This window comes from Novosphingobium sp. ZW T3_23, from assembly GCF_044987305.1.
Classification (GTDB): domain Bacteria; phylum Pseudomonadota; class Alphaproteobacteria; order Sphingomonadales; family Sphingomonadaceae; genus Novosphingobium.
This window is the reverse complement of record NZ_JBJDRF010000040.1, coordinates 20,442-46,351: the sequence shown is the minus strand read 5'-3', so window position 1 is coordinate 46,351 and position 25,910 is coordinate 20,442. Positions and strand designations below refer to the sequence as shown.

The following is a 25,910-nucleotide window of genomic DNA, read 5'->3' as shown; positions in this document are numbered from 1 at the left end:
CCGAGATGTCGATGCGGCGCACCGGCATGTCGTTCCACCGGACGCGGATGAGCGCCGATCGCACGCTGATGTCGGAAATCCGCACGGCCCTGTCGCTGATCGGCTTCGGCTTCACGATCTACCAGGCCTTCGCCAAGCTGCACGAAGCGGGCGTGATCGGCCAGAGCCAGACGCCGCGCAACTTCGGCGTGGCGCTGATCGTGCTCGGCATATTGCTGCTGGTCGGCGGCATCGCCCGCCACGGCCAGTTCGCACTGGAGCTTCGCGCCAACCGCAAGGCCATGACCGAGGACGGCCTGATCCACGGCGAAACCGTCTTCCCGGTATCGCTGACGCTGGTGGTGGCCGTGCTGCTGGCCATGCTCGGCGTGGCCGCCGTCGCGGGCATCGTCTTCAACATTTCGGGAATGAACTGAGTTATGGCAACGCACGCGGAAACGCCCGCTCTCCGCCCGGACCGGGACATGGTCTGGATCGAGGGCGGGCAATTCACGATGGGCTCGAACCATCACTATCCCGAGGAACGCCCCGAACGGCCCGCCGCCGTAAACGGCTTCTGGATGGACCGCACGCCGGTGACGAACCGGGAGTTCGCCCGCTTCGTGGATGAGACCGGCTATCGCACCCTGGCGGAGCAGGCGCCCGATCCGGCGGCCTATCCCGGTGCGCTGCCGGAGATGCTGGTGGCGTCCTCGCTGGTATTCCAGTCGCCCGCTAAACCGGTCGATCCGCGCGGACCGGTAACCCAGTGGTGGTCCTTTACCGCCGGGGCGGACTGGCGCCATCCCACCGGACCGGCAAGCGGCATCGCGGATATCGCCGACCATCCCGTGGTCCATGTCGCGCTGGTCGACGTCGAGGCCTACCTCGACTGGGCCGGCCTCTCGCTCCCCCGCGAGGCGGAGTGGGAGTTCGCCGCGCGCGCAGGCCTGGAACAAGTGGAATATGCCTGGGGCAGCGAACTGGTGCCGGACGGCGTCCACCAGGCGAATACCTGGCAGGGCGCCTTTCCCTACTCGAACTTGCGCGAGGATGGCTGGGAGCGGACCTCGCCGGTGGGGGCCTATCCGGCCAGTGCCTATGGCCTTCACGACATGATCGGCAACGTCTGGGAGTGGACGGCGGACTGGTGGACGGATTCGCCGAATGCGGCTCCCGCGAAAAGCTGCTGCTCCACCGCGCGCGCCAAGGCGCTTCAGGACAGCATGGACCCGCGCGATCCCGCGCGCATTCCACGGCGGGTGCTCAAGGGCGGATCGCACCTTTGCGCGCCCAACTATTGCCGCCGCTATCGACCGGCGGCGCGCCATGCCCATCCGGTCGATACCTCAACCTCACATGTCGGGTTCCGCGCGATCCTCAGACCCTGACATCGCAGCCCATCCATCATGTCCCGAGGGTCATTCCTGACCCTCGGGCTTTTCGTGTCGGCGCACGATCATCTGATAAGGGATCAGCAACAAGAACCCGACGATCAGGAACAGCAGCACGGCGGCGGATACAGCTTTGTTCGCGTGGTTCGCCCCCGCCAGCGCCAGGGCTATGCCGGGGTGACGCATCGAGGCGGCGATCGCCAGCGAGCTGCGATCAGCCATGTTGTCCCCTCCCAGGAAGTGTCCGCCCAGCAAGGCGGCAAGCGCCACCAGGGCCATCGCCAGCACCGTGCCGTTGCCGACCAGCGCCATCATCTGCGGCCAGACCTTGATGATGATGGGCACCGCAGCCAGGACCAGCAGGACATAAGCGGCGATCGTCACGGCCCTGGTCAGCTTCGGCGAGGGGCCCTTGAACAGAAGCCGTCCCAGCAAGAGGCCGACGATCAGCGGCACGGTAACGCCCACGAAGATATTGCGCGCCACTACGCCAACGGGGAACTGCGCGTGGACATCGTAGAACCGGGCAGCGAGCGCGCCCAGGATCGGCACGAAGATCACGGCAAAGACCGCGCCGGTGGCCATCAGGCCGTAGACGTAGGCGGCGTGTCCGCCCGCCTTCAGCGCCTTTCCCGGCATCAGCGGCGGCACGGGCGACAGGGCCATGAGCAGGATCCCTGCCTTTGCCGCCGGTGAGATCGGAAAAATCGCAACGATGACCATGGCGGCGATCACCGGGATGGCCACGATCGCGCCGAATGCCTGCAACAGCAGTTTCGGCCGACTGAGCACGTAGACGAAGTTCCCGCGCGAGGAGGCCAGCCCGGCGGCGACCACCAATAGCGCCAGGCTTATCGTCAGTAGCAGGGGAATCAGATGCTTGATGATCTCCATGGCCCGGCCTCGCTGATACATTTGGAGCGGGGAAGATCGCCTGTCGTCGCGGGAAATGTGATCGGGGAAATTACGCAGCAGGAGGAATGATTCTATTCACCCCGGCGTCACGCAAGGAGCGACTGCCTGCGGCCATGAAGCCTCAGGGCCCGGGCATATGCCTGATCTGACATGAAATAACGAAGTTGGTCGGGGAGACAGGATTCGAACCTGCGACATCCTGCTCCCAAAGCAGGCGCGCTACCGGACTGCGCCACTCCCCGACCCTTCGGGTGTCGATGATGTCTTGCGGGACCCGAAGGTCCTGCTGCCGTTGGTGGGCCCGGCAGGATTCGAACCCGCGACCTAGCCGTTATGAGCGGCCAGCTCTAACCGCTGAGCTACAGGCCCCAACCGCTGCGTCCGGCTCCATCGACGAAGGCCGGACGAGAAGCCCGTTAGCTTGGCAATTCGTTCTGTGCAAGCGTTACGCTGGATAGGATGTTGGCAACATTGCCGGGTTTTACACCGCGGCGTGCGAGATGGCCGAAAAGCGTGCGCCACCAGTCGTAAAGTGCGTCGAGATCGCGTGGGTTACGCACATAGGGCGTGTGACCGGGAGCGAGCGAAGGGCTGTGGAACGAGAAGACCAGCACCGGCAAGCCCATGTCGATCGCCACATCGACTCCGCGCAAGGCCTCTTCCACGGTGACGCCTTCGGGCGTCAGCGGAATCCGCTCCAGCAATCCCGACCGTGCCAGAGCGCCCCGAAGTTGCGGCAGGCGCCAGAGCGCGGGATAGATGCTGTTGCCGAACTGCCTCAGCGGCCCCCAGTAGACCGTCGTCAACGGCAGTTCGAGCAATTGCCGCCCCGCGTCCGTCCAATAGGGATGCAGCGGGTGCTGGCGATAGTTCGGGCCGCCGGATGAACTGTAGTCGAAGCGCGCGCGCACCGAGGTGTCGATGGCGATGCCGAATTCGTGGAGAATGCCGGCGGTCTGCGGTCCAAGCCCATAGCGCCCCGCACGATATATGCGCGGCGCGGTGCCGAAGGCTTCGACGATGCGTGCGTGCAACCGGGCGAACTTCTCGCGCTCCAGTTCGTAGGGCAAGTTGCCGGCGTAGGAGTTGAATTCGCTGACTACCTCGTCGAACGGGGGGCTTACCCAGGGATGAAGCTGCACGCCGACTTCCGCGCGCCCGGCGGAAACGGCATCACCGATCGCCTGCGGTGCGAGCGGCGAATTGGCCACCGGATAGTCTATGAGGTAGATCGGTACGACGCCGAATTCCTCGCAGAACTGCTGGAACGTCTGGAGCGCGGGGACCGAGAGGGTGCCGTGGCGATGGCGATCCAGCGGCGCGTTCCAGTCGAATTCCTCTTCGGTATCGACGGTGACGATGAACCTCTGGCCGAATCCCTCGTCAAAACGCGCGAGAGCGTCGGTGCTGGGAGGCTGGAGAAGATTGGTCCCCGGCAAACTGGGCATTCCCTTGATCGGGCCCTCGATCGCGGCACGTCCGACAGGGCGACGTTGTGTTCGCGGATTCGGTCAGGCGCGAGGCATCGCGAATCCCATGGTGTGGTTGGTCGGGCTTAACGGCAAATCGTTCCGCTTCGGTAAAGGGCGCGGGGAGTTTGCCCAGTCATATCGTCAGATCGCTCGGCTGCCCGCCTGTTCGGCTGCGGGGGCGGCGGGAAGTGAGAGATAAAGGTCGTCCTCCTCGCGTTGCAGGCCGCCGCCGGCCGCTGCGGCCTCCGCCGCGGCCAGGCGCAGGGTGAAGCCGATGCCGAACATGCCCGTGGACAGCGACTGTCCACGCTCGCTGACGGGCGTGTCGAACAGGCTCTGGGCATCGCGGGTCAGCAGCAGCGAGGGCAGGGCGACGCGCATGGCCACGCGCCCGCTCTCCATCGACAGGCGGACCGGCAGCATCTCCTGCGGAGCGGTCATGCCGGCGAGGACGGCGAAGATGCGCCACACCAGGCGTTCGATTTCCGCCCTTTCGATAGCGACCGGCGAAGGCGCATATCCCAGTTCCGGAAGCACGAAGCCGCTACCGCGCGGCTCGGTCCAGGCTTTCAGGCGAGACACCGTTTCGGCCAGAACGGAAGCGAGGTCGCTTTCTCCCGATTCGATGCCGAGCGCGCCCGATTCCAGCTTAACCAGGCGGTCCAGCTCCTCGAACCCGGCGAGGATATGCGCGCAGTCTCCGGCGATGGCGGCGGCGAGCGCGCGATATTCGTGCGGGGCGGGGCCGTAGAGTTGCTGCTGGATGATCTCGGCGGCCACCTGGATGGCATTGGCGGGGGTCCGCAATTCGTGCAGGACCTGACGCATCCGGTCGGCCTCGCTCGGCTCGGCGGCAGGCGGGGCATCGATGGCGGCGATCTTTCCCGGTCGGCGCAATCTTCCCGCATAGCCGATAAAGCGCCCGCTGGCGGGATCGAAATGCGGCACGGCATCGACTTGCCAGGATCCGCTCACCGCCGGAGCGCCCGCGATGTCGACCGCGATCGCTCGGAGCGGCTGGCGGTGGCGCATGGACAGGGCAAGGCCGGGCCTTGGCGTATAGGCCGTCTGGGCATACTGCGAAGGCTCGACCGCCGAGGGATCGAGGCCCGCGAGATTCAGGCCGACCAGCGCACTGGCCAGAGAGCCGTCCGCCCAGTTGATGCGTCCTTCGGCATCCGTCGCGAAGTCGATCGCTGCCGTGGCCTGTTTCGAAGAATCGCCGAGCGGCAGGTGCGGGGTATTGCCTCCCGGTTTGGAGACGCCACTGGTGGAGCCATGGCTTTCGCGCGCCTTGCGGAATTCCTCGATGCGCCGGACGATCGCGCCGATTCCGGCGCCTGCCTCGCCGCCCGCATCCCCTTCGGCCTTTGCAACCCGCTGTCCGCGCGCGTCCGCTGGCGTAGCGGCGGCGCGGCCGGCGGCGGCAATCTGTTCCAGTCCGGCGAAAGTCGCGGGTTCGACACAAGGGGCTGCCGGAGGTTCCGGTTCGATATATTCCACCGCATCCACCAGGTCGAGCGGCTGCTCCTTATCCTCGCTATCGGCGGGTTCGTTAGCGGCCGGTTCCTCGACGGGCGGAAGCCCGCGATCGCGGATGCCGAGCCGTTCCAGCAAGGCTTCCACTTTTGCGCCGAGGTCGCGGCGATGGCGCAGGATGCCGCGCGCACGCACGGGGAGGGCGGGCACCAGCGCCAGCCAGGCGTCCTCGTCGAGCTGGGCGGTGCCGATGGCGGCCATCGCCACTTCGGGCTCCGCTTCCGCGAAGAGAGCGAGAAGGCGGGGGTTCGTCAGAGGTTGAAGCGGCTGGCGCACCAGGCGCGCGCGATCCGTGGCGGGTATCCGCGAGGACAAGTCCACTACGCGAGCGAACCCTGCTTCGATGGCCGCAGAGCGCGCATCCTCCGCGAGGCTGCCCAGGATGTCTATCAGCTGGCGATACTGGATACGCGCCAGCGCGTCCCCGGAGGACGGCAGATGCAGAACCGTAGCAAGGCGATCGTCGAAGTGCATTCCGGCTCCATAGGCGCTCCGTCGGCCGGTGCGAAGCTGCCACATCCATCATTTCCCAAGGGATAGGCCCTTAGGGTTAAAATGGGATCACCTTCACTCTATCAAACTGTGCAGATGGTGGAACTGGGTAGATTGTAGGCGTTGCAATGCGGGACGATTACGCTATGGGATAATATTATTACAGGGGTGTCGGCGTTTTCGAGTGGATATTGCATGCCGGATCACGCTGCGCGCCCCGCAAGGAAAGTTTCGCATGATTAATCTCGATGACATCGATCGCCGCCTGCTCGCGGAGTTGCAGGACGAAGGGCGCATCACCAATGTCGAACTCGCCCAGCGTGTCGGTCTCACCGCGCCGCCTTGCCTGCGCCGTGTGCGCAGCCTTGAGGAATCGGGCATCATCCAGGGCTATCACGCCGACCTCGATGCCTCGAAGCTGGGCTTCACGATCACCGTTTTCGCGCTCGTCAGCCTGAAGAGCCAGGCCGAAGAGTCGCTGCGCGCCTTCGAGGACCACATGAAGGGTCTGCCCGAAGTTCGCGAGTGCCACATGCTCAACGGCGAGATCGACTTCATCCTGAAGATCGTCAGCCGCGACCTCCAGAGCTTCCAGGAATTCCTGACCAGCAAGCTGACGCCCGCCCCGAACGTGGACAGCGTCAAGACCTCGCTGACTATCCGCACTGCGAAGAGCGTGCCCGGCGTTCCGCTGGAAGCCTGAGCGAATCACTTCGTGGCAATGACAAGAAAAACGCGCCGCGTCCTGCTGGGGGGCGCGGCGTTGCTGTTGGCGGCAGGCAATGTCTGGTGGTTCACGCAGCGAAGCACGCAGCCTGAACCCGACTTCGTGCTGGGCACTACCTATCAATATGCCAGTATTCCGGCGGAGGATTCGCCTGCTCTGCCGCGCTACGATGCCATCAAGGGAAGCTGGGTCGAAAAGGGACATCCGATAAACGCGATAAGCGATCGAATCCGTCCTTATCGCGGTTCCGATGTTCTGGGCCCATGGGTTCCGACGTCCTACCTAGCTATCGGCGTCGAGACGACCGCCGGCCCGGACCAGCTTTATCCAATCTTTGTGGACCTGGTTCGAGCGGGAGTCTGCGATGTCGCGGTGGTTCCGGACGGCACGACACCAGCTCCGCGCGGCGAGATCGATGTCATGATCCAGCACATCGTCTCCGTCCGCGACGGAAAGGGCGCCGTCCTGAAGTGCGCTCCCGCTCAGAGAGCCGCCGCACCTTCCAGCGCCAGCAGGTAGCTACCCGCACCGAAACCGGCGACGGTGGCTTTAGCGGCCATACCCACCCATGAGGTATGGCGGAATTCCTCGCGCGCGTGCGGGTTGGAGAGGTGCACCTCGATCACCGGCACCTTGATGGAGCGGATCGCGTCGTGCAGCGCGATGGAGGTGTGGGTATAGGCGCCCGGATTGATCAGCACAGCATGGGCGCCCTGATCTTCCGCTTCGTGCAGCCAGTCGATCAGGTGGCCTTCGTGATTCGACTGCCGCATGTCGATCGTGCAGCCCAACGCTTCGCCGCGTTCCGTCAGCATGGCCCCGATATCGTCGAGCGTCTGCGAGCCATAGATGCCCGGTTCGCGCTTGCCGAGACGATTGAGGTTCGGTCCGTTGAGGACATAGACGAGCTTGCTGGCCATTGCGCGGATTCCCGATGCGGTTGCTTTCCGGTCGGGGCTCTAGAGCATTTCCGCGCTCGCTGGGAATACCCGCGGAGATTTCTCAGCGAGGGGCGGGCATCTCGTCGCCGATAGGGCGCCCATCGGCCTGCATGCCAGCGGGCGGCGGGGGAGCATCGACATCGGCAGCCAAAGCGGAAGAAGCCTGCGGCTCGTCCGCCTGCTGCGTGTCGTCGCCGCCCTGGTAGAACTTGGCGAGTTCGGCATCGCGAGCCTGTCGCCGCGCGGCGGCGCTTTCTTGCTGGGCCTGCGCGCGTGCAGAAGCCTCTTTCTGGGCCTCGGCCTTCGCTTCGGCCAGTTGCCTTTCGAGTTCATCCTCGCGGCTCGGTCCGCAACCCGCCAGTGTCAGCAACGCGGCCGGGATCGTGGCCAGTGCCATGCGCGCTACATTCCCGACCACTTGAAACTCCTCGCAAGGCGGGCAATGCCGCTCTTGCGAGGTGTAGCGCCGAAGGTTTGGGTTTGTCTTAACGGCGGGAACTCAGCGGTCGCTCCCCTTGGTCTTGCCCCATTGGCGCATGGCCGAATAGCCGAGATAGCCGGTGCCGAAGAGGGCGTAGAGCGGTTCGGGGATGCCGTTCAGATAGGCCGTCATGGCCTGTCCTATAGCGCGGGCCGTCGCGGGACTGAAGGCACCGATGAGTCCCATGGGCAAGGCCCAGAGAATCATCGCGTAGATGACATAGAGAAAGCTTGGCCGCGCGCGGCTGGTCCAGGGATCGGCAGATGCAGCTTCGGCGACGATGGGTGAAAGACTCGCCTGAAGCATCTGCAATTCCGTGGAATTTTCCAGCTTCAGCAATTCCAGCTTGGCGCGATCGCGTGCATCGGGATCGGGAATCACTTTGTCGATGATCTTCGAGACGGGCGACAGGATCGAATCGAACAGGGCCATTGCGGGCACTCCCCTGGATGGTGGCCCGCAACCAGATAAATGAACTTACAGATGTAGGAAAATGCCGAAGCGGACGCCCGGCGCGATTTCGCCGTTAGCGCTGTGCCGGCCTGCACATGGCGCCCGCCCGATCGGCCAGCGCGAAGTCGCCCGCTCGCAGCGCTGCCTTCCGCGCTTCGGCGCAGTTTCCATCGGCCACCAATGCGCCCACTTCTTCGCGAAGGCCCTGTTCCCGGCGCATATCCTCCTGCTCCTCGTTCTGCTTGCGAAGACGCTCGACCTCCTGGAAACCAGAGTACCGCTGCTGGGCCGGATTGTCGCCATTGCCGGGCTGAACGCTGCAACTCGCGATATTGCCCAGACGATAGCAGGTCGAAGTCTGCGCCGAGGCGGGCGAAGCAGCGGGCAGGGAAGCCGTGAGAAGAACTGGCGCGAGAAGAACTGGATTTGCAATTGCGAGCTTCATCGTTCCCTCGAAGTGCTTGAATTAACTTCGGTCCAGATGAACCCGGAATTATTTCGCAGTCAAGAACGACATCAATGGCGGGGCTGCACGTCAACGGCATGCCATGGCCGAAAGCAAAAACGCCGGCTCCCGCGTGAAGCAGGAGCCGGCGTTTTTAATTGGTCGGGACGAGAGGATTCGAACCTCCGACCCCCACACCCCCAGTGTGATGCGCTACCAGGCTGCGCTACGTCCCGACCGGAGCGCGGCCTATAGGAGGCTCTTTTCGAGAGCGCAAGCGTCTGATGAAGACTTTCTTCGCGGCGGTTGAAGCGCGCCTGTGGATACCTATTTGCGGGCAGCTCCCGGGGGATGGGCGGCTTTCGGCAGAAGGCCGCGCGTTGCCAGTGCTCCGCTTTGTTGCTAACCGCGCCCATCCGGCTAAGTCCAGGAATGGATTTTTCCGGCAAGGCGTGCGGCAGATCGGATGCCGCGCCGTTCGCGCCGGGACGAAACGACGAGAAGGCCCTTCAGTTCAATGCAAAGCTCGATTCTCAACCAGCTCGCTGCCGCCGCTCCTGCCGGCTCTCCGCCGGCATGGATCCAGTACCTGCCGTTCGTGGCGATGGCGGCGATCTTCTGGTTCCTCATCCTGCGCCCGCAGATGAAGCAGCAGAAGGAGCACAAGAACAAGCTCTCCGCGCTCAAGAAGGGTGACGAAGTGCTGACCGGCGGCGGTCTTGTCGGCAAGATCGTGAAGATCGACGACAACTACGCCGATGTTCAGCTGGCCCAGGGCGTCGTCGTGAAGGCCGTCAAGTCGACCATCGTCGACGTGATCCCGCCGGCCGGCTCCAAGCCCGCGAACGACTGAGTTTCCGGCATCGCCGGGCTGTTCCCGGCGATGTCCGATGTCATGGAGCGGCCCAAAGCGGCTGCTCTTTCGGAGAGAAGCCACAGGCTATGCTCGAATTTCCTACCTGGAAGAAGCTCTGGTACTGGGGGCTGACGATCGTCATCGCCCTTTGCGCCGTGCCGTCGCTGGTCTCACTGACCAATGCGCGCTGGCCGGCGTTCCTGCCCGAGCCCAAGATCAATCTCGGCCTCGACCTGGCCGGCGGCAGCCGCCTCCTGCTTGAGGCGAACCGCCAGCAGGTGGTGCAGCAGCGCCTCGAAGGCATGGAAGAATCCGTGCGCACGCGCCTGCGCCAGGCCAGCCCGACCATCGCCATCGGCGACTTTTCCAGCACCGGCGGCCAGCTTGCCTTCACCGTCCGCGACCCCTCGCAGGTCGACGCGGCGCGCGAAGCGATCCTGCCGCTGACCTCGGGCGCGGGCCTTACCGGCCAGCGCGACTGGGACATCACGGTGCAGGACGGCACGCGCTTCATCCTCGTGCCCACGCAGGCCGGCATCGACCTTGCGATCAGCAGCGCGATGGAAACCGCCGTCGAAGTCGTGCGCAAGCGCATCGACGCGCTTGGCACCAAGGAGCCGGACATCCGCCGTCTTGGCGGCACGCGAATCGACGTGCAGGTTCCCGGCCTCCAGGATCCGTCGGCACTGAAGAACCTGCTCGGCCAGACCGCCAAGCTCGAATTCAAGATGGTCGACGAGACCGCCGTGCCGAGCGACCTGGCCAAGGGCATCGTCCCGCCGGGATCGGAGATCGTGCCCTACGCCGATCCCACCTCTCCCGCGGCCGACGGCGTGCCTTACCTTGCGGTGAAGCGCCTGGGCGGCATCAAGGGCGACGAACTGACGGACGCGAAGCAGGCCTTCGAACCGCAGACCAACGCGGCCGTCGTCTCGATCACCTTCAACCAGCAGGGCGGCGAGAAGTTCGCGAAGCTGACGACGGCAAACGTCGGCAAGCGCTTCGCCATCATCCTCGACGGCAAGGCTCTTTCCGCGCCGAGCATCAACGAACCGATCCTGGGCGGCAGCGCGCAGATTTCGGGCAGCTTCAACGTTCAGTCGGCCACGCAGCTCGCCATCGCGCTGCGCTCGGGCGCGCTTCCGGTGGACCTCACCGTCGTCGAGGAACGCACCGTCGGTCCTGACCTCGGCGCCGATTCGATACAGAAGGGCGTCGTCGCCATGGGCGTCGGCACCGTGCTGCTGATGCTGTTCATCTTCCTCACTTATGGCCGCTTCGGCGTCTATGCGAACCTGGCGCTGTTCATCAACGTGCTGATGATCCTGGGCATCATGGCGGTGCTGGGCACAACGCTGACGCTTCCGGGTATCGCCGGCTTCGTTCTCACCATCGGTGCCGCGGTCGACGCGAACGTGCTCATCAACGAGCGTATCCGCGAGGAACGCCATCGCGGGCGCCGCGTCGTGCAGGCGGTGGAGCTGGGCTACAAGGAGGCGAGCCGCGCCATCTTCGACGCCAACATCACCAACTCGATCGCCGCAGTGCTGATGTTCGCCTTCGGCTCTGGCCCGGTTCGCGGCTTCGCGGTGGTGCTCATGATCGGCATCGTCACTTCGGTGTTCACCGCCGTCACGATGAGCCGCATGTGGGTTGCGGGCTGGCTGCGTCGCGCCCGTCCCAGCGACCTGAACGTATAAAGGTACTGGCGCATGAAGCTCCTCAAGCTCATTCCCGATCACACGAACATCCACTTCCTGCGCTGGCAGTGGCCGTTCTTCATCAGCAACCTGCTGGCCATGGCGGCCTCGATCGTGCTGTTGTTCACGTTCGGCCTCAACCTGGGCGTCGACTTCGTCGGCGGCCAGATGATCCGCGTGACCTTCGAACAGAGCGCCACCGCCCCGGTCGCCAAGCTGCGCGAAAGCGTCGATTCGCTCGGCTTCGGCGAGCCGGTGATCCAGACCTTCGGCAAGCCGAACGAAGTTTCGGTGCGCATGAAGCTGCCGGAAGGCGCGGAAGACAATCCCAAGCTGGCTGACGGCATGGCCCGCAAGATCACCGCAAAGGTCCGCCAGGACTTCGCGGACGCCCGCGTCGACGGCGTCGATTCGGTCTCGGGCAAAGTCTCGGGCGAGCTGTTCCATACGGGCATGCTCGCGCTCGGCCTGGCGATGGTGTTCATCTCGATCTACATCTGGATCCGCTTCGAGTGGCAGTTCGCGGTGGGCGCGCTCTTCGCGCTGGTGCAGGATATCCTGCTGACCGTGGGCATGTTCTCGCTGACGCAGATGGAGTTCGACCTCAACATCGTCGCCGCCTTGCTGACCTTGCTCGGTTACTCGTTGAACGACAAGATCGTGGTCTACGACCGCATACGCGAGAACATGAAGAAGCATCGCCGCATGCCGATGAACGAGCTGCTCGACCTCTCGGTGAACGAGACGCTGTCGCGCACGATCGCCACCTCGCTTTCGGTGCTGATCATGCTCGTGTCGTTGCTGTTGCTGGGCCCCGACGTGATCTTCGGCTTCACCGCCGCCATCACCCTGGGCATCTTCATCGGTACCTACAGCTCGATCTTCATGTCGGCGCCGATCCTGATCTGGCTGGGCGTGAAGTCCGATACTTTCGTGAAGCAGGAAAGCGAGATCGATCGTCAGGACCGGCTCGCCCGCGAAGGTGGGGCCCGTCCATAAGCCTTCCGGCCTGAACCTGGCGAGATCGCAATCGAGAGGGCCGCTCCCGCAAGGAGCGGCCCTTTTCGTATCAGGCGGCGGCGTCCACCGGCTCGCCGGACAGGACATCACGCCAGAAACGAACCAGGTTCTGGGCATTCACGCCCCATGAGAACCGGCTGACATGGGCGGACACGTCCGATTGGCTGGGCGGGTCGGCAAGAATGTCGCTGACGGCATCGGCGATCGCTTCGGGCGTGCGCTCGGCAATGCGGCCCGCGCTGGGATCCTGAACTACTTCGCGCGCGCCGCCGATGTCGGGAACGACGATCGGGGTGCCGCAGGCGAGGCCTTCTATCCAGACGTTGGCCAGACCTTCGCTGGCGGAAGGAAGCACCAGCACATCTGCCGCGCAGAGCACATGGGGCAACAGGTCATGACCGACGAGGCCGAGGAACTGGACGCGATCCCCGACGCCGAGCCGATCGGCCAGCGCGCGCAGCGGCTTTTCGTCCTCGCCCACACCGGCAAGGGCCAGGCGGGCGCCGGGAAGGCGGGCTAGCGCCTCGATCACCAGCGCCTGGCCCTTGCGCGGAATCAGGGAGCCGGGGGTGACGATCAGCGGTCCTTCCGACCAGATGCCGAGGTTGGGCATGGCCGAGACCAGCGCGCGCGCGGCGCCGCGTTCGATGGGATGAAAGCGCTCGTGATCCAGCCCGGTATAATGGACGCCGATCCGCTCGCGCGGCATCCCCAGAGCGACCATGTCCTCGCGCAGGGCCTTGCTGACCGCCAGGATGCCGACAGCCTGCCGCGCGGCCTGTCGCATCTGATCCAGGGCGGCGGGGCGTTGGCTCCAGTAATGGATGTCGGCCCCGCGCGCCTTCACCGTAAGCGGAATCCCCAGCTCGCGCGCCAGCAGCGCGGCGGCGGGGCCATCGGGGAAGAAGAACTGCGCATCAACGAGATCGAACGGCTTTTCGGCGTGGAGGCGGCGAACCAGCGGCAGCACTGCACGGGCGATTCGCGCCGGATTGCCGTTCCCGCCGATCTTCGGGATCAGGGTGAACTTGGGATAATGGACCGTCAGGCCCGCGGAATCGTCGATCTCGGGAATGTGCCTCAGCTTGTCGTAAGGGTGGCGTCCGGACAGCGGCCAGGGGGGAATGCCTATGGGGCTGACCATGACGAGGTCCACTTCGCCGCCCGCGACGATCGCCCGCATCTGGTTGCCGACGAAGACGCCGAAGCTGGGCTTGACCGGATTGGGAAACAGGGTGGCGAGGGACAGGATGCGCATGGGCTGCCTTTTACCGGGCGAAAGTTAGAGCGTTTTCTAATCAGGTGGAATCACCTGATGACTCGGAAAACGCGGAAAGCCAAAAACCTAGAGCTTTCTGACAAGCATCTCCGCAACCGCCAGCCATGGCGGCGGTTCCGTCGCGATCGGTTTCTGGCCGCTGGCGGGCGGCAGAAGGATCAGGCCTGCCTCGGTGCGATCAAGTAGGCGGCCGAAGGCGAAACGGCCCGCGGGGCAGGGCGCCAGGACATCGCGGTTCATCAGCCGGGCGGCATCGTGCCAGTCATGCTGTCGCAGCCAGACCTGATCTCCGGCGCGATACTCGCCGCAGGACGCTCCCACTTCCAAGACCATCCACGGTGCATCGGTTGCGAGATCGCTCGGCAGCAGGGCTTCCCGGCGTGTTCGTGGACTTTCGACGCCGTTTTCGGAGAGCACGGCGACCACTACCGGGACGGCGCTGCCCTCGCTGCGCAAAAGGCTCTCGGGTTCCACGCCCAGAGCCGCGGCGATGCGGTTCATCCAGGCGAGCGAGAGGTTGCGCATCCCCGTTTCCAGCCGGCCGATGGTCTGCGCGGTGGTGGGGGGCTGGCAGGCCGCCGCCACGTCCGCGAGAGTGAGGCCCTTCTGCAGGCGGATGTCGCGGATGCGGTTTATCATCGAGACTCGCTGGTTAACCGATATGGTTCCCGCTCATCGCGCCTCTGATCGGTTTTGGCAAGCCGACGGGGATTTTGTGTGAGCCTTGCTGGCGCTACCCTTCGACTTGCTCCGCCAGTTCCAGCCAGCGTTCCTCGGCCGCGTCCTTTTCGCCTCGCGACTTTTCGATGGCGGCGGTCAGGGTGGCGAATTTCCCCGGATCGCGCGTGTAGAGCGCCGGGTCTGCCATGGCAGCCTCGTCACGAGCGATGGCGGCTTCCAGTTCCTCGATCCGCTTGGGCAGCAGTTCGTAATCGCGCTGGTCCTTGTAGGAGAGCTTGCCCTTCTTCTGCGGCATCGGCGGAGGCGGGGCGGTTTCGCCCTTGGCCTTGACCTTGCCGGCGCTCGTGCGTTCGCGACGCTTGGCTTCCCAATCGGCATAGCCGCCCGCGATGACGTCGACATGGCCGGTGCCGTCGAGGCCAAGCGTCACGTTGACGGTGCGGTCGAGGAAGTCGCGGTCGTGGCTGACGATCAGCACGGTGCCGTCGTAGTCCGCGATCACTTCCTGGAGCAGGTCCAGCGTTTCGAGGTCGAGGTCGTTGGTCGGCTCGTCGAGCACCAGCAGGTTCGAGGTGCGGGCGAATTCGCGCGCGAACAGCAGGCGGGAGCGCTCGCCGCCCGAGAGAGTGCCGACTTTCGCCTCGACCAGGCCGGGGTCGAACAGGAAGTCCTTGAGATAGCCCTGGATATGCTTGCGCACGCCGACCACGTCGATCCAGTCCCCCCCCTCGGCCAGGACATCGCGAATGCGCATTTCCGGGCTCATCCGGCTGCGCTGCTGGTCGATCACGGTGGCGTCCAGCGTCGCCGCGCGCGTCACCTTGCCTTCATCGGGCTGAAGCTCGCCCATCAGGATTTTGAGCAGCGTCGTCTTGCCCGAGCCGTTGGCGCCGACCACGCCGATGCGGTCGCCGCGCTGGATGCGCAAGTTGAAGTCCTTGATGACCGTGCGGTCTCCGAAGCGCTTGGTGACGTGTTCGGCGACGATGACCGACTTCGTCTTGCTATCATCTGCCACCACGGCGAGCTTGGCGGCGCCCTGCGGCCCCATCATCGAAGCGCGCTGGGCACGCATTTCCCACAGCTTGGCAAGGCGGCCCTGGTTGCGCTTGCGGCGCGCGGTGACGCCGCGCTCCAGCCAGTGCGCCTCGATCTTCAGCTTGGCGTCGAGCTTGGCCGCGGCGCGGGCTTCCTCGGCGTAGACTTCCTCTTCCCAGGCTTCGTAGCCGCCGAAGCCGATGTCGCGGCGGCGCAGGCCGCCCCGGTCGAGCCAGAGCGTCGCATTGGTCAGGCGGGTCAGGAAGGTACGGTCGTGGCTGATCACCACGAAGGCGCCGTTATAGCGCTGGAGCCAGGATTCCAGCCAGTCGATGGCGGCAAGGTCGAGGTGGTTGGTCGGCTCGTCCAGCAGCAGCAGGTCGGGCTCGGAGGCGAGGGCGCGGCAGAGCGCCGCTCGCCGCCGCTCGCCGCCGCTCGCGCTCTTGGCCTCGCGCGAAAGGTCGATGCCCAGCTGGTCGGCGATGGCCTCCACTTCATGCTGCTGGGGCGCGTCGTCGCCATGGATGGCGAAATCCAGAAGGGTGTCGAACCCGGTGAAGAATGGGTCCTGCTCCAGGGTCACGACGCGCGTGCCGGGCTGCACGGACCGCGTGCCCTTGTCCGCATCGACGGTTCCGGCGATCAGTTTCAGCAGCGTCGTCTTGCCTGCGCCGTTGCGGCCGATCAGGGCCAGCCGGTCACGCGGACCGATGTTGATGTCGAGGTCCTGAAAGAGCCAGCCGGAGCCCTGGATAAGGCCGAGGCCTTCCCAGCTGAGGATCGGTGCAATTGCCATGGCGCGCGCCCTACAGGCAGCGACGGGGGGCTGGCAAGTTGCCCGGAGAGAAGATCGCCGCCCACACACCCTAAGGATGCGCGTGTGATTTCGGCCACACCCGTTTCGCGGTGCCGCCTTCCTGCCACATTCAGGACTTGTTCAAGGCGGCAGGGTTAGGCAGCAAGTCGATATGAAACAGGCTCTTTCTTTCCTGACGGCTCCTGCCGCCCTGGCCCTGGTGGCCTTCGGACTGGTCGCGCCCACCTTGACCGCCCATGCCGACCCTGGCGGCGAGCAGGGCGAAGTGCGCCGGGAGCGGCGTGCCGGCAACATCCTCTCGATCCGCGAGATCGAACAGATCGTGCTGCCCCGGATGTCCGGCAAGCAGTATCTGGGGCCGGACTACGATTCGGCGGCCATGGCCTATCGCCTGAAGTTCATCCAGAATGGCCGGGTCTATTTCGTGGACGTGGATGCCCGCACCGGACGGGTGATCGGCCAGTCTCGTTGAGCGCTCGCTGCGCGCCCCGCTGATCTTCCTGTCGGAGCGCGGGAACCAACCGAGGGGCCGTCGCTTGACGGTGCCGGGCTTTCGCCCCATTTGAACTCCGCCCGGCGGGCCGTTTTCGCGGCTCCGTCCTCACCAAGGGAGACATCGAATTGCGCATCCTGATCGTCGAGGATGAACCCACGCTCGGCAACCAGCTCAAGACCACGCTGGAACAGACCGGATATGCCGTAGACTTGTCCGTCGATGGCGAGGATGGCCATTTCCTGGGCTCCACCGAAGAATACGACGCCGTGATCCTCGACCTCGGCCTGCCCGAGATCGACGGGCTGACCGTGCTGGGCATGTGGCGCAGGGAAGGGCGCAATTTCCCCGTGCTGGTGCTGACCGCGCGCGATTCCTGGTCCGACAAGGTGGCCGGGCTCGATGCCGGCGCCGACGATTACCTGGCCAAGCCATTCCAGACCGAGGAACTGATCGCCCGCCTGCGCGCGCTGATCCGCCGTGCTTCGGGCAATACCTCCAGCGAACTGACCGCCGGGGACGTGCGGCTCGACACCCGCTCCGGTCGCGTCACGCTGGCCGGTGAGCCGGTGAAGCTCACCGCGCAGGAATACAAACTGTTGTCCTACCTCATGCACCACAAGGGCAAGGTGGTCAGCCGCACCGAACTGATCGAGCATATCTACGATCAGGATTTCGACCGCGATTCGAATACGATCGAGGTTTTCGTCACCCGCATCCGCAAGAAGCTGGGTGCCGATGTCATCACGACGATCCGTGGCCTTGGCTACAGCCTCGACGATCCCGCAGAACCCGGCCGCGGCTGACGTGCCGGCCCCGGAACCGGGCCAGGGCTCTGTGACGGTGGACGAAGTCGATGCCGGCAGCGTCGGCGGCGCTCACGTAAGGTCCGCGAACACCGGTTCGCTGGCCCGTCGCATGATGCTGATCGCGGCAGGATGGATCTTCATCCTGCTGCTGGTCGGCGGGCTTGGGCTCGACCGGACCCTGACCGGCCTCATCACCCGCAATTTCGACGAAGGCCTGGGCTACATGCTGACCGGCATGATCGGCTCGGTGGAAATCGGGCCGGATGGAGAGGTGTTCTTCATCCGCCCGCTCGGCGATCAGCGGTTTCTAGAGCCGAATTCGGGCCTCTACTGGCAGATTCGCGCCAAGGGGCACGAGGACTTCCCTTCCCGATCGCTCTGGGATCGCACGATCCACGTTCCGCCCGAGCATTTCGACGCCCGGCAGCACGTCTACGACAGCGACCAGTTCCCCGGCGAGCCTTTGCGCGTGATGGAGCGTGCCGTCATTCTTCCCGGCAGCGACGCCCAGTGGATGTTCACCGTCGCCGCCAGCCGCGCCGATCTGAACGACCAGATCAAGATGGTGCGCGGGATCCTCGTCTACAGCTTCGTGGCGCTGGGTTTCGGCCTGCTGCTCATGGCGGGCATGCAGACCTGGTACGGCCTGTTTCCGCTGCGCCATGTACGCCGGGCGATCCAGAAGCTGCGTACGACCGGCGCCAGCCGGGTCACCCAGCCGCTGCCGCAGGAAGTGGAGCCGCTGGTGAACGAACTCAACGCCCTGCTCGCCCATACCGAGCGCCAGGCCGAGGAAGCGCGCACCCATGCCGGCAATCTTGCCCATGCTTTGAAGACGCCGCTGACCGTCGTGATGAACGCCGCCACCGCCAAGGCGCCCGACCTTTCGGATACCGTGATTCGCGAGGCAGCGGTCATGCGTCGGCAGGTCGACCATCATCTTGCGCGGGCAAGGGCGGTGGGCCGCCGTGCGGTGGGGCAATCGCGCGCGGAAGTCTGGCCCAGCGTGGAGGCGGTCCTGCGCGCCGTCGAGCGCCTTTACGATCAGGCGCGTCTCGATCTCGACGGCAATCATGATGTCGCGGTCGCGTTGGAAAAGCAGGATCTCGAAGAGATTCTCGGCAACCTGATCGAGAATGCCGCCAAGTACGGCGGGGGCAGCGTTTTCGTCACCGTGGATACCGACCGCACCTCGCGGTTCTGCGAAATCTGGATCGAGGATGACGGCATGGGCATCCCGGAAGCCGAGCGCATCCGCATCTTCGATCGCGGCGCGCGCCTCGATACCGGCAAGCCCGGCACCGGGCTGGGCCTTGCCATCGTGCGCGATGTCGTGGAGATTTACGGGGGCACCGTGGAGCTTGACGAAAGCGAGGATCTGGGCGGCCTTCTGGTCAAGCTCAAGCTGCCGCGCGTGGATTTCTGAATGTTGTCCGGGCGGGTTTTTCGGGGGAAGGGACGCGCAGGCGGTTGCGGCCTCGGCCATTCGTCCCCATTGGCGCGGTCTATCAGATCAAGGATATGCTCATGACCGATTCCATCAAACTTTCGCTGTCGTCGGACGAGATCGAAATGATCGTCGATGCCCTGGAGGCCGACCTCGAAGGCTATGTCGAAGCTGCCAAGGAAGCCCGCGGCAACAACAACCGCGAAGACGTGACCACCTTCACCGAGGCTGCCACTCGCATCCAGACGCTGATGTCGAAGTTGCAGGATCTGGTCGAGGAATAAGGTTTGAGACAGGCGTCGTCCCGGACTTGATCCGGGACCGCTGGCCGGGGCCAGCCCAACTCTCGGCAGGGCGCTTCAACGCAAGCTATCGCCTGAAGATTTGCCAGCGGTCCCGGATCAAGTCCGGGACGACGTTGGATTCAGATGTCAGGTTTCGTTCTTCGCCCGCTCGTGGTGGCGGATCACTTCGTCGATGATGAAGCGGATGAACTTTTCACCGAAATCCGGATCCAGATTAGCCTCTTCCGCAAGCTTGCGCAGGCGTACGATCTGCCGCTCCTCGCGGCCGGTGTCCGAGGCGGGGAGGTCGTTGCGGGCCTTGTAGGCGCCGACGGCCTGGGTGATCCGGAAGCGTTCCGCCAACATATGGATCAGGGCGGCGTCGATATTGTCGATGCTCGCTCGGAAACCGGCGAGAACGGGGTCGGCTGCGGGAGTGTCCTGGGTCATCGCGAGGTCCGCTAGCACGGCTTCGCCGGCTCTTCCAGTCGGGGCGTTTGCCCGGTCGGTGGCATTCGCTCTTGCGTTACGGTCGCCGAACGCGCAATGCGCGGTGCGATGAGTGCCGACGTTCTCCCCCTGCGCGCACGCGGGTCGCAGCCTACCCTCGCTCCCATGCTGGCGCTCACCGCTCCCGGCATGAACAGCGTCAATGCCGTCATTCTTGACCGGATGCAGAGCGAGATCCCGCTCATCCCGGCGCTTGCCGGGCATCTGATCTCTGGCGGCGGCAAGCGCATGCGCCCGATGCTGATGGTCGCCGCGGCGGAAGTCTGCGGCTACCAAGGCACGCGCCATCACAAGCTGGCCGCTGCCGTGGAGTTCCTCCACACCGCCACGCTGCTGCATGACGACGTGGTAGACGGTTCCGACATGCGGCGCGGCAAGGCCGCCGCCAATATCGTCTTCGGCAATCCTGCCACGGTGCTGGTGGGCGATTTCCTGTTCACCCGCGCTTTCGAGCTGATGGTGGAAGACGGCAGCCTCAAGGTTCTCAAGATTTTCTCCAAGGCCAGCTCGATCATCGCCGAGGGCGAGGTAGACCAGCTTACCGCCCAGCGCCGGATCGAGACGAGCGAGGAACACTACCTCCAGATCATCGGTTCGAAGACGGCCGCTCTGTTCGCCGCCGCCACCCGCATCCCGGCGATCGTCGCCGAGAAGAGCGAGGCGGAAGAACAGGCGCTCGATTCCTACGGCCGCAACCTGGGGATCGCCTTCCAGTTGGTGGACGATGCGATCGACTACGATTCCGAGGCTTCCGAATCGGGCAAGGACAAGGGCGACGACTTCCGCGAGGGCAAGATGACCCTGCCGGTGATCCTGGCCTATGCGCGCGGCAGTGCCGAGGAACGCAAGTTCTGGGAAGACGCCATTGCCGGCTTCCGCACCGAGGACGAAGATCTGGCCCATGCGGTGGAACTGATCAACCGTCACGGCTGCGTGGAGGCTACGCGTGAGCGCGCGCGCCTCTATGCCCAGCGTGCAATCGATTCGCTGTCGATCTTCCCGGTCGGTGCCGCGCGCGAAGCGATGTGCGAGGCCGTGGAGTTTGCGGTGGCACGCCGCTACTGACAAATCGTTCCAGAAATGAATACCGACGCCGGGCCATCGTGCCCGGCGTTTTCGTATCTGCGCAACAGCAAGGTTTCCGCCATGGTAACTTTGAACAGATATATGTCACTACGACGAAGCTGACGATGAATTTGATTAGGCCGGCAATCTATTGAGTTGATACGTCTAGATATTGTCTATACGCTCACGTGATTACGAGTTCCTTTTACAGGAGATCGTCTATGTCTCGCCTTGGTCGTTCCGCAGTAGGTTTCTTTTCGGCGGGCGGCTTGTTCCTCGCGCTCGGCGGAATTCCTCCGGCGAATGCGCAAGATGCCGCGACCCAGGGCCCAGAGACTCAGGAAGCCGCCAAACCAGCAGCGGATGAAACGCCTCCCCCCGCTTCGTCCTTCCGACCTGCGGGGCGCGGGGGGACGGGCTGGACCCTGATCGTCAGTCCTTACGTATGGGGCGCGTCGCTGGGCGGCGATATTGGCCTTGCGGGCTTGCAGTCGGAAGCCCGCCTGCCTTTCGGCGATATCTTCAAGCATCTCGATCTTGCCGCGATGGGCAATCTGGAAGTCGTCAACGGCAGGTGGGGCGGCTATCTCGATGCCCAGCACGTCAAGACGTCGCAGAGCGAACAGGTGCTCTCCTTGCCGGTGGACTTGCGGATAAGGACCACGCGCGTCGCGGGTGGGTTCTACTACAAGGCCTGGATCGTGCCGCTTTCCGGAGAAACGGCGTTCGGCGTTCAGCGCAGTATCTCTTTCGAACCCACCGCTGGACTTCGCTGGACGGACCTCAAGGCCAGTGCGGCCGTGGCGCCGCTGGGGCAGGAGATATCGAAGGGCGCGAACTGGGTGGATCCCTTCGTGGGGCTGCGGATGAACGCGGATCTGTCGCGTCACTGGAACCTCTTCGCGCAGGCCGATGCGGGCGGTTTCGGGGCCGGATCGGATATCAGCGTGAACGCGGTTGCCATGCTCGGCTATCGCACCCGCGTCTTCGGCCAGCGCACGATCCTGCGCGCCGGCTATCGCTTCATCTACGAGGATTACGACCAGCCCGACTTCACCGGGCGCGGCAGATTCGTGTGGGACATGCAACAGCGCGGCCCGCTGCTGGGACTGTCGATGCTTTTCTAAACCCGCTTTCCCGGAGAAAACGCCGATGCGCAAGACGACCAGACCCGTTCGGACGCTCTGCCTGCTCGCTGCTCCCGCATTGTTGACGGCCGCCACCGTGGCCGATGCCTGCACCCGAGCCGTCTACCTGGGCCCGAACGACAACATCATCACCGCACGCTCGATGGACTGGAAGAGCGACATCGTTTCCAACTTGTGGATCCTGCCGCGCGGCATGTCTCGCAGCGGGGAGGCGGGGCCGAACTCGATCAAATGGACAGCGAAGTACGGCAGCGTCGTCGTCAGCGGCTACGATGTCTCGACGACCGACGGCGTGAACGAGAAGGGCCTTAACGCCAATATGCTCTGGCTCGTGGAATCGGAGTATCCGGCCTTCGACGGCAAGGGCAAGCCGGGGCTGACGATCGCGGCCTGGGCGCAATATGCGCTCGACAACTTCGCGACCGTGGCCGAAGCGGTCGCCGCGCTGGAAAAGGAGCCGTTCACGGTCGTCACCGACAACGTGCCGGGAGAGAACCGGCTGACAACGGTGCATCTCTCCCTGTCGGACAACACCGGCGACAGCGCCATCTTCGAATATATCAAGGGCAAGCTGGTGATCCACCACGGGCGCCAGTACCAGGTCATGACCAATTCGCCGACTTTCGACGAGCAACAGGCGCTCAATGCCTATTGGAAGGCGATCGGCGGCACCACCATGCTGCCGGGCACCAATCGCGCGTCCGACCGCTTCGCGCGCGCTTCCTTCTACATCAACGCGATTCCGAAAGAGGAAAACCCCAACAAGGCGCTGGCGGCTGTTTTCAGCGTCATCCGCAACGCTTCCACGCCCTATGGCATCAATACCCCGCTGGAGCCGAACATATCTTCGACGCGCTGGCGCACGGTGTTTGATCACAAGCGGCAGCTCTATTTCTTCGAATCGGCGCTGACGCCGAATACCTTCTGGGTCGATCTCAAGAAGATCGATTTCTCGAAGGAGAGGGGGAAAGTGAAGCTGCTCGATCTCGGCCCCAACCAGGATCACACGTTTTCCGGACAGGCGAACGGCGATTTCGTGGACCATGCGCCGTTTCGCTTCCTCGGTTTAAGCGGCTGACTCGTCCGTCCTACCGCTCGGGTGGGTTTTTCGGGCAACACGTCGCAATGCAATGAGGGTGCAACAAGCCTGCAATTGCCGTGGCATGGGAAGCACCCTATCAACCCCCGCCATGCCCGCCGAATCCGAGCTGGTGTCAACGGGCTATCAGCCTGGGTCACCGCGCCAACGCCTCGTATCTTCTTTCCTCTCCGGGGGACTGATCCTGCTCGCGCTGCTGGCGGCGATCTATCAGACCGGGCTCGTTCCCGAACTGACCAAGGAAACCACGTCCCTGACGACTTTCGATGTGGTGGATCACGATCGCGACAAGGGCGGCGAAAAGCCCGCCGTGCCCAAGCAGCGCGAAGAGAAGAAGGTCGAGAAGAAGCAGGAGCAGAAGGCAGCCGTCGTCCAGGAAAAGGTGCCGACCCCGCCCGTCGAGAAGCCGGTCGAGAAGAAGCCGGCCTTCACCTTCCTGAAGCTGTCGAGCCAGGAATTCGCCGCGGCCGATATCGGCAAGATGAAGGGGCAGGGCCTTGCGCAGTCCTCGCCCGCACCTGCCGGTTCCGGTGGGACTTACGGGCCGGGTGAAGGGCCGGGCGGCGCCACGCTCTACAATGCCGACTGGTTCCGCCGACCGACCGATGCGCAATTGGGCGGCTATCTTCCGGCGAAGCGGCCCGATACCGGCTGGGGCATGATCGCCTGCCAGACCATCGACAACTACAAGGTTGAAAATTGCCAGATCCTAGGCGAATCGCCGCGTGGGTCCGGGTTCGGCCGGGCGGTGCTCAACGCGGCCTGGCAGTTCGAAGTGCTGCCGCCGCGCATCAACGGCAAGCCGCAGCTTGGCACCTGGGTGCGCATCCGCATCGATTACGGAACCCGGCGCGCAAGCTGATCATCAGGCCAGGTGCCAGGCTTTCGATGAGGCTTCCACCCGGATCAGCATCTCTTCGAGCGTCATGGGCCGCGCAAAGTGGAAGCCCTGAGCCAGCGAGAAGCCGGCGATACGGGCGCTGAGAAGTTGATCCTCCGTTTCGATTCCCTCGATCACGCATTCCAGCGACAGCGCGCGGGCCAGGTTGCGGATCGCGGAGATCAGGCGGCGGCCCACGGCTTCGTCAAGGCGGGGCGCAAAACTGCGATCGATCTTGACCATGTCCAGCGGCAACTGGTGCAGCGACGAAAGGCTGGAATAGCCGGTTCCGAAATCGTCCAGCGCGATGCGCGCGCCGGTCGCCCGCAAGCGATCCAGCACGTCGCGCGCCTTGTCGACCTCGGCGATCAGGGTGGTCTCGGTAATCTCGAACATCAGGCGGCGGGCATCGCAACCGCTGCGCGAAATGCTCTCCAGCAGAGTGGCGACCGTTTCCGCATCCGAGATGTCATGGCCGGAAAGATTGAACGAGATCGAGAGCGGGTGCGGCAAGAGGGCCAGCGTATCCAGAGCGCGGTCGAACAGCGTTGCCGTCACCTCGCGGGCCCGGCCCACTCGCTCTGCCGATGCGATCATCATCTCGGGCGCGACTTCTCCGAGGACGGGCGAAGTCCATCGAGCCAGGCATTCGAAGCTGACGGGCTGGTTGCTTTCGGTCGCGACGATCGGCTGGTAGGCGACGGAAAGTTCGCGCGACAGCTCTGCGCGCTGCATTGCCGCATCGAGGGCCTGCTCGGACCGGATCAGCGTTTCCAGCTGGTCGGAAAAGCGGACGCATTGTCCGCGGCGGTGGTTCTTGGCGTGGTAGAGCGCGAAGTCGGCGCGATCGTAGAGCGAATGGGCATTGCGGGCACTGTCGGGATGGATCGCGATTCCGGCGGAGCCACCGACCGCCACTGTCACTTCGCCGATGCGCGCCGGCATCCGGATCGCGGAGCAGAACTTCTGCGCGATGGCTTCCGCCTCGTCCGGCCCGCCGGGCACGATGAATCCGAACTCGTCGCCGCCCAGACGGGCGATCGTCACGGAGGGGTCGCATTGCGCGACCAGGCGTGAGCCGATGACCTGGAGCAGGCGGTCGCCCTGCGCATGGCCATACGTGTCGTTGACCGGCTTGAAGCGGTCGAGATCGATCAGTCCCACGCAGAAGACCTGATCCTCGGCGCTTTCGAGCAGGGTTTCCAGAGCGGCGAAGAAGTAGCGGCGATTCGGCAGGCCGGTGAGCGCGTCTGTCTGCGCAAGCCGCGCGTTCTCGTCGCCCAGGGCCTGTGCCTGCCTGCGCTCCACCCGCAGTTCGCGCTGGGCCCCTTCCAGTTCGACGAAGGAATCGTAGGTATCGCGCAGGATCTTGAGGATCACGGCGGCCACGAGGGCGATGTTGATGGCGATCGCCGTGAGCGTGGCGGAACCCGTGGCAACGCAATAGGCCAGGAACATCCCCAGGGCGGTCAGGCAGATCAGCAATGCCGCCGTGGGCAGGAATGTAAGACAGAACACGCAGCCCAGCACCGTCACCGAGACGAAGACCGCGACATGGCCATGCTCGTAAGGCCCGCCATAGCGATCGAGGCACAGTGCCCAGATCGTGAAGGCGATCGCGAAGACCAGCGAAAGCCAGATCGCCTTGCGCATGCGCTTTCGGGCGCGGTCAGCCTCCAGATCGTGCTGGCCGATGGGGCGCAGCCACACCAGCATACGGATCAGACACCCGGCGATAAGGATCGCCGGGATCGTCAGGGTCAGGTAGCCCGGCGCCAGCGCCCGGTGGGTATAGGCCAGAATCGCCGCGTTGACCGACAACAGACCGTAGAGAGGTGGAACCCGCTCGCGCAGACGCAAGAACTGCGCCACGGGCAATGGATAGTGCCCGGCGCGGTGCATCTTGCTCTGGATCGAATTGACGTCGGACAACACGAGAACTCCTG

At 64.5% G+C, this 25,910-nt stretch carries 27 protein-coding genes and 3 tRNA genes; 15 read left to right on the top strand and 15 right to left on the bottom strand.

Annotation, left to right across the window (positions count from 1 at the left end; genetic code table 11):
• Positions 1 to 416: YidH family protein (locus ACI3K3_RS18315; RefSeq protein ID WP_404916228.1), on the top strand; the 416-nt coding region annotated here is incomplete at its 5' end.
• A gap of 3 nt (positions 417 to 419) precedes the next feature.
• A complete protein-coding gene (locus ACI3K3_RS18310; protein WP_404916226.1) occupies positions 420 to 1,370 on the top strand; it encodes a formylglycine-generating enzyme family protein in 951 nt (316 codons plus the stop codon).
• 30 nt (positions 1,371 to 1,400) lie between these two features.
• Here ACI3K3_RS18310 and ACI3K3_RS18305 read toward each other — a convergent pair whose 3' ends face one another.
• The 5 genes from ACI3K3_RS18305 to ACI3K3_RS18285 all read right to left on the bottom strand — a co-directional run bounded on the left by ACI3K3_RS18305 (position 1,401) and on the right by ACI3K3_RS18285 (position 5,773).
• Entirely contained in the window at positions 1,401 to 2,288 is an 888-nt protein-coding gene (locus ACI3K3_RS18305; protein WP_404916224.1) for a Na+-dependent transporter, read from the bottom strand.
• 165 nt (positions 2,289 to 2,453) lie between these two features.
• Positions 2,454 to 2,530, bottom strand: a tRNA-Pro gene (locus ACI3K3_RS18300).
• A 51-nt stretch (positions 2,531 to 2,581) separates the two neighbouring features.
• Positions 2,582 to 2,657: transfer RNA gene (locus ACI3K3_RS18295), tRNA-Ile, on the bottom strand.
• 47 nt (positions 2,658 to 2,704) lie between these two features.
• Positions 2,705 to 3,727, bottom strand: coding sequence for a polysaccharide deacetylase family protein (locus tag ACI3K3_RS18290; protein WP_404916232.1), 1,023 nt, complete (start codon positions 3,725 to 3,727; stop codon positions 2,705 to 2,707).
• Positions 3,728 to 3,901: 174 nt separating this feature from the next.
• Positions 3,902 to 5,773 (bottom strand): sensor histidine kinase, encoded by a 1,872-nt coding sequence (locus ACI3K3_RS18285; protein ID WP_404916222.1) that lies wholly within the window; start codon positions 5,771 to 5,773, stop codon positions 3,902 to 3,904.
• 253 nt (positions 5,774 to 6,026) lie between these two features.
• On the opposite strand from ACI3K3_RS18285, the gene ACI3K3_RS18280 reads away from it, so the two are divergent.
• Entirely contained in the window at positions 6,027 to 6,494 is a 468-nt protein-coding gene (locus ACI3K3_RS18280; RefSeq protein ID WP_031342574.1) for an Lrp/AsnC family transcriptional regulator, read from the top strand.
• An 18-nt stretch (positions 6,495 to 6,512) separates the two neighbouring features.
• Positions 6,513 to 7,037 (top strand): hypothetical protein, encoded by a 525-nt coding sequence (locus ACI3K3_RS18275; RefSeq protein WP_404916220.1) that lies wholly within the window; start codon positions 6,513 to 6,515, stop codon positions 7,035 to 7,037.
• On the opposite strand, the gene aroQ is transcribed toward ACI3K3_RS18275, so the two are convergent.
• The 5 genes from aroQ to ACI3K3_RS18250 all read right to left on the bottom strand — a co-directional run bounded on the left by aroQ (position 7,001) and on the right by ACI3K3_RS18250 (position 9,074).
• On the bottom strand, positions 7,001 to 7,438 hold the full coding sequence (gene aroQ, locus ACI3K3_RS18270; protein WP_404916218.1) for a type II 3-dehydroquinate dehydratase: 438 nt from the start codon (positions 7,436 to 7,438) through the stop codon (positions 7,001 to 7,003). The two genes, ACI3K3_RS18275 and aroQ, sit on opposite strands and share 37 nt — an antisense overlap.
• A gap of 82 nt (positions 7,439 to 7,520) precedes the next feature.
• Complete coding sequence (locus tag ACI3K3_RS18265) at positions 7,521 to 7,877, bottom strand: hypothetical protein (RefSeq protein WP_404916216.1); 357 nt, start codon at positions 7,875 to 7,877, stop codon at positions 7,521 to 7,523.
• An 81-nt stretch (positions 7,878 to 7,958) separates the two neighbouring features.
• On the bottom strand, positions 7,959 to 8,372 hold the full coding sequence (locus ACI3K3_RS18260; protein WP_404916214.1) for a holin family protein: 414 nt from the start codon (positions 8,370 to 8,372) through the stop codon (positions 7,959 to 7,961).
• A gap of 94 nt (positions 8,373 to 8,466) precedes the next feature.
• On the bottom strand, positions 8,467 to 8,838 hold the full coding sequence (locus tag ACI3K3_RS18255) for a hypothetical protein (RefSeq protein WP_404916212.1): 372 nt from the start codon (positions 8,836 to 8,838) through the stop codon (positions 8,467 to 8,469).
• A gap of 159 nt (positions 8,839 to 8,997) precedes the next feature.
• Positions 8,998 to 9,074 (bottom strand) — tRNA-Pro (locus ACI3K3_RS18250).
• Positions 9,075 to 9,355: 281 nt separating this feature from the next.
• Between ACI3K3_RS18250 and yajC the strand changes: the two genes are divergently transcribed.
• From yajC to secF, 3 genes are all read left to right on the top strand, one after another.
• Positions 9,356 to 9,691 (top strand): preprotein translocase subunit YajC, encoded by a 336-nt coding sequence (gene yajC / locus ACI3K3_RS18245; protein ID WP_404916210.1) that lies wholly within the window; start codon positions 9,356 to 9,358, stop codon positions 9,689 to 9,691.
• Between the two features lie 89 nt (positions 9,692 to 9,780).
• Positions 9,781 to 11,394, top strand: a complete 1,614-nt coding sequence (gene secD / locus ACI3K3_RS18240; protein WP_404916208.1) for a protein translocase subunit SecD — start codon at positions 9,781 to 9,783, stop codon at positions 11,392 to 11,394.
• A gap of 12 nt (positions 11,395 to 11,406) precedes the next feature.
• The gene (gene secF, locus ACI3K3_RS18235; RefSeq protein ID WP_404916206.1) at positions 11,407 to 12,393 is read left to right on the top strand and encodes a protein translocase subunit SecF; all 987 of its coding nucleotides are present in this window, start codon (positions 11,407 to 11,409) and stop codon (positions 12,391 to 12,393) included.
• Between the two features lie 70 nt (positions 12,394 to 12,463).
• On the opposite strand, the gene ACI3K3_RS18230 is transcribed toward secF, so the two are convergent.
• The 3 genes from ACI3K3_RS18230 to ACI3K3_RS18220 form a co-directional block, all read right to left on the bottom strand.
• Positions 12,464 to 13,672, bottom strand: coding sequence for a glycosyltransferase (locus tag ACI3K3_RS18230; protein WP_404916204.1), 1,209 nt, complete (start codon positions 13,670 to 13,672; stop codon positions 12,464 to 12,466).
• Positions 13,673 to 13,759: 87 nt separating this feature from the next.
• Positions 13,760 to 14,332, bottom strand: a complete 573-nt coding sequence (locus tag ACI3K3_RS18225; protein ID WP_404916202.1) for a helix-turn-helix domain-containing protein — start codon at positions 14,330 to 14,332, stop codon at positions 13,760 to 13,762.
• 94 nt (positions 14,333 to 14,426) lie between these two features.
• Complete coding sequence (locus ACI3K3_RS18220; protein ID WP_404916200.1) at positions 14,427 to 16,208, bottom strand: ABC-F family ATP-binding cassette domain-containing protein; 1,782 nt, start codon at positions 16,206 to 16,208, stop codon at positions 14,427 to 14,429.
• Between the two features lie 172 nt (positions 16,209 to 16,380).
• On the opposite strand from ACI3K3_RS18220, the gene ACI3K3_RS18215 reads away from it, so the two are divergent.
• The 4 genes from ACI3K3_RS18215 (at position 16,381) to ACI3K3_RS18200 (ending at position 19,262) form a co-directional block, all read left to right on the top strand.
• A complete protein-coding gene (locus ACI3K3_RS18215) occupies positions 16,381 to 16,701 on the top strand; it encodes a PepSY domain-containing protein (protein ID WP_404916198.1) in 321 nt (106 codons plus the stop codon).
• A gap of 149 nt (positions 16,702 to 16,850) precedes the next feature.
• Positions 16,851 to 17,528, top strand: coding sequence for a response regulator transcription factor (locus ACI3K3_RS18210; protein ID WP_021232972.1), 678 nt, complete (start codon positions 16,851 to 16,853; stop codon positions 17,526 to 17,528).
• A 112-nt stretch (positions 17,529 to 17,640) separates the two neighbouring features.
• A complete protein-coding gene (locus ACI3K3_RS18205) occupies positions 17,641 to 18,957 on the top strand; it encodes a sensor histidine kinase (RefSeq protein ID WP_404916230.1) in 1,317 nt (438 codons plus the stop codon).
• Positions 18,958 to 19,058: 101 nt separating this feature from the next.
• Complete coding sequence (locus ACI3K3_RS18200) at positions 19,059 to 19,262, top strand: hypothetical protein (RefSeq protein WP_313441295.1); 204 nt, start codon at positions 19,059 to 19,061, stop codon at positions 19,260 to 19,262.
• A 147-nt stretch (positions 19,263 to 19,409) separates the two neighbouring features.
• Here the strand turns inward: ACI3K3_RS18200 and ACI3K3_RS18195 are convergent, their stop codons facing one another.
• A complete protein-coding gene (locus ACI3K3_RS18195; protein WP_313441293.1) occupies positions 19,410 to 19,712 on the bottom strand; it encodes a chorismate mutase in 303 nt (100 codons plus the stop codon).
• A gap of 108 nt (positions 19,713 to 19,820) precedes the next feature.
• Between ACI3K3_RS18195 and ACI3K3_RS18190 the strand changes: the two genes are divergently transcribed.
• From ACI3K3_RS18190 to ACI3K3_RS18175, 4 genes are all read left to right on the top strand, one after another.
• Positions 19,821 to 20,837, top strand: a complete 1,017-nt coding sequence (locus tag ACI3K3_RS18190; RefSeq protein WP_404916195.1) for a polyprenyl synthetase family protein — start codon at positions 19,821 to 19,823, stop codon at positions 20,835 to 20,837.
• A gap of 221 nt (positions 20,838 to 21,058) precedes the next feature.
• The gene (locus ACI3K3_RS18185; protein WP_404916193.1) at positions 21,059 to 21,964 is read left to right on the top strand and encodes a hypothetical protein; all 906 of its coding nucleotides are present in this window, start codon (positions 21,059 to 21,061) and stop codon (positions 21,962 to 21,964) included.
• Positions 21,965 to 21,989: 25 nt separating this feature from the next.
• Complete coding sequence (locus ACI3K3_RS18180; RefSeq protein WP_404916191.1) at positions 21,990 to 23,063, top strand: linear amide C-N hydrolase; 1,074 nt, start codon at positions 21,990 to 21,992, stop codon at positions 23,061 to 23,063.
• A 112-nt stretch (positions 23,064 to 23,175) separates the two neighbouring features.
• A complete protein-coding gene (locus ACI3K3_RS18175; protein ID WP_404916189.1) occupies positions 23,176 to 23,946 on the top strand; it encodes a hypothetical protein in 771 nt (256 codons plus the stop codon).
• Positions 23,947 to 23,949: 3 nt separating this feature from the next.
• On the opposite strand, the gene ACI3K3_RS18170 is transcribed toward ACI3K3_RS18175, so the two are convergent.
• Positions 23,950 to 25,896, bottom strand: coding sequence for a putative bifunctional diguanylate cyclase/phosphodiesterase (locus ACI3K3_RS18170; RefSeq protein ID WP_404916187.1), 1,947 nt, complete (start codon positions 25,894 to 25,896; stop codon positions 23,950 to 23,952).
• Between the last annotated feature and the right edge of the window lie 14 nt (positions 25,897 to 25,910).

Coding starts and splice junctions, on each gene's coding strand:
- ACI3K3_RS18310 (WP_404916226.1), top strand. CDS start 420: ATGGCAACGCACGCGGAAACGCCCGCTCTCCGCCCGGACCGGGACATG.
- ACI3K3_RS18305 (WP_404916224.1), bottom strand. CDS start 2,288: ATGTATCAGCGAGGCCGGGCCATGGAGATCATCAAGCATCTGATTCCC.
- ACI3K3_RS18285 (WP_404916222.1), bottom strand. CDS start 5,773: ATGCACTTCGACGATCGCCTTGCTACGGTTCTGCATCTGCCGTCCTCC.
- ACI3K3_RS18280 (WP_031342574.1), top strand. CDS start 6,027: ATGATTAATCTCGATGACATCGATCGCCGCCTGCTCGCGGAGTTGCAG.
- ACI3K3_RS18275 (WP_404916220.1), top strand. CDS start 6,513: ATGACAAGAAAAACGCGCCGCGTCCTGCTGGGGGGCGCGGCGTTGCTG.
- aroQ (WP_404916218.1), bottom strand. CDS start 7,438: ATGGCCAGCAAGCTCGTCTATGTCCTCAACGGACCGAACCTCAATCGT.
- ACI3K3_RS18260 (WP_404916214.1), bottom strand. CDS start 8,372: ATGGCCCTGTTCGATTCGATCCTGTCGCCCGTCTCGAAGATCATCGAC.
- ACI3K3_RS18255 (WP_404916212.1), bottom strand. CDS start 8,838: ATGAAGCTCGCAATTGCAAATCCAGTTCTTCTCGCGCCAGTTCTTCTC.
- yajC (WP_404916210.1), top strand. CDS start 9,356: ATGCAAAGCTCGATTCTCAACCAGCTCGCTGCCGCCGCTCCTGCCGGC.
- secD (WP_404916208.1), top strand. CDS start 9,781: ATGCTCGAATTTCCTACCTGGAAGAAGCTCTGGTACTGGGGGCTGACG.
- secF (WP_404916206.1), top strand. CDS start 11,407: ATGAAGCTCCTCAAGCTCATTCCCGATCACACGAACATCCACTTCCTG.
- ACI3K3_RS18230 (WP_404916204.1), bottom strand. CDS start 13,672: ATGCGCATCCTGTCCCTCGCCACCCTGTTTCCCAATCCGGTCAAGCCC.
- ACI3K3_RS18225 (WP_404916202.1), bottom strand. CDS start 14,332: ATGATAAACCGCATCCGCGACATCCGCCTGCAGAAGGGCCTCACTCTC.
- ACI3K3_RS18220 (WP_404916200.1), bottom strand. CDS start 16,208: ATGGCAATTGCACCGATCCTCAGCTGGGAAGGCCTCGGCCTTATCCAG.
- ACI3K3_RS18215 (WP_404916198.1), top strand. CDS start 16,381: ATGAAACAGGCTCTTTCTTTCCTGACGGCTCCTGCCGCCCTGGCCCTG.
- ACI3K3_RS18205 (WP_404916230.1), top strand. CDS start 17,641: ATGATGCTGATCGCGGCAGGATGGATCTTCATCCTGCTGCTGGTCGGC.
- ACI3K3_RS18200 (WP_313441295.1), top strand. CDS start 19,059: ATGACCGATTCCATCAAACTTTCGCTGTCGTCGGACGAGATCGAAATG.
- ACI3K3_RS18195 (WP_313441293.1), bottom strand. CDS start 19,712: ATGACCCAGGACACTCCCGCAGCCGACCCCGTTCTCGCCGGTTTCCGA.
- ACI3K3_RS18190 (WP_404916195.1), top strand. CDS start 19,821: ATGAGTGCCGACGTTCTCCCCCTGCGCGCACGCGGGTCGCAGCCTACC.
- ACI3K3_RS18185 (WP_404916193.1), top strand. CDS start 21,059: ATGTCTCGCCTTGGTCGTTCCGCAGTAGGTTTCTTTTCGGCGGGCGGC.
- ACI3K3_RS18180 (WP_404916191.1), top strand. CDS start 21,990: ATGCGCAAGACGACCAGACCCGTTCGGACGCTCTGCCTGCTCGCTGCT.
- ACI3K3_RS18175 (WP_404916189.1), top strand. CDS start 23,176: ATGCCCGCCGAATCCGAGCTGGTGTCAACGGGCTATCAGCCTGGGTCA.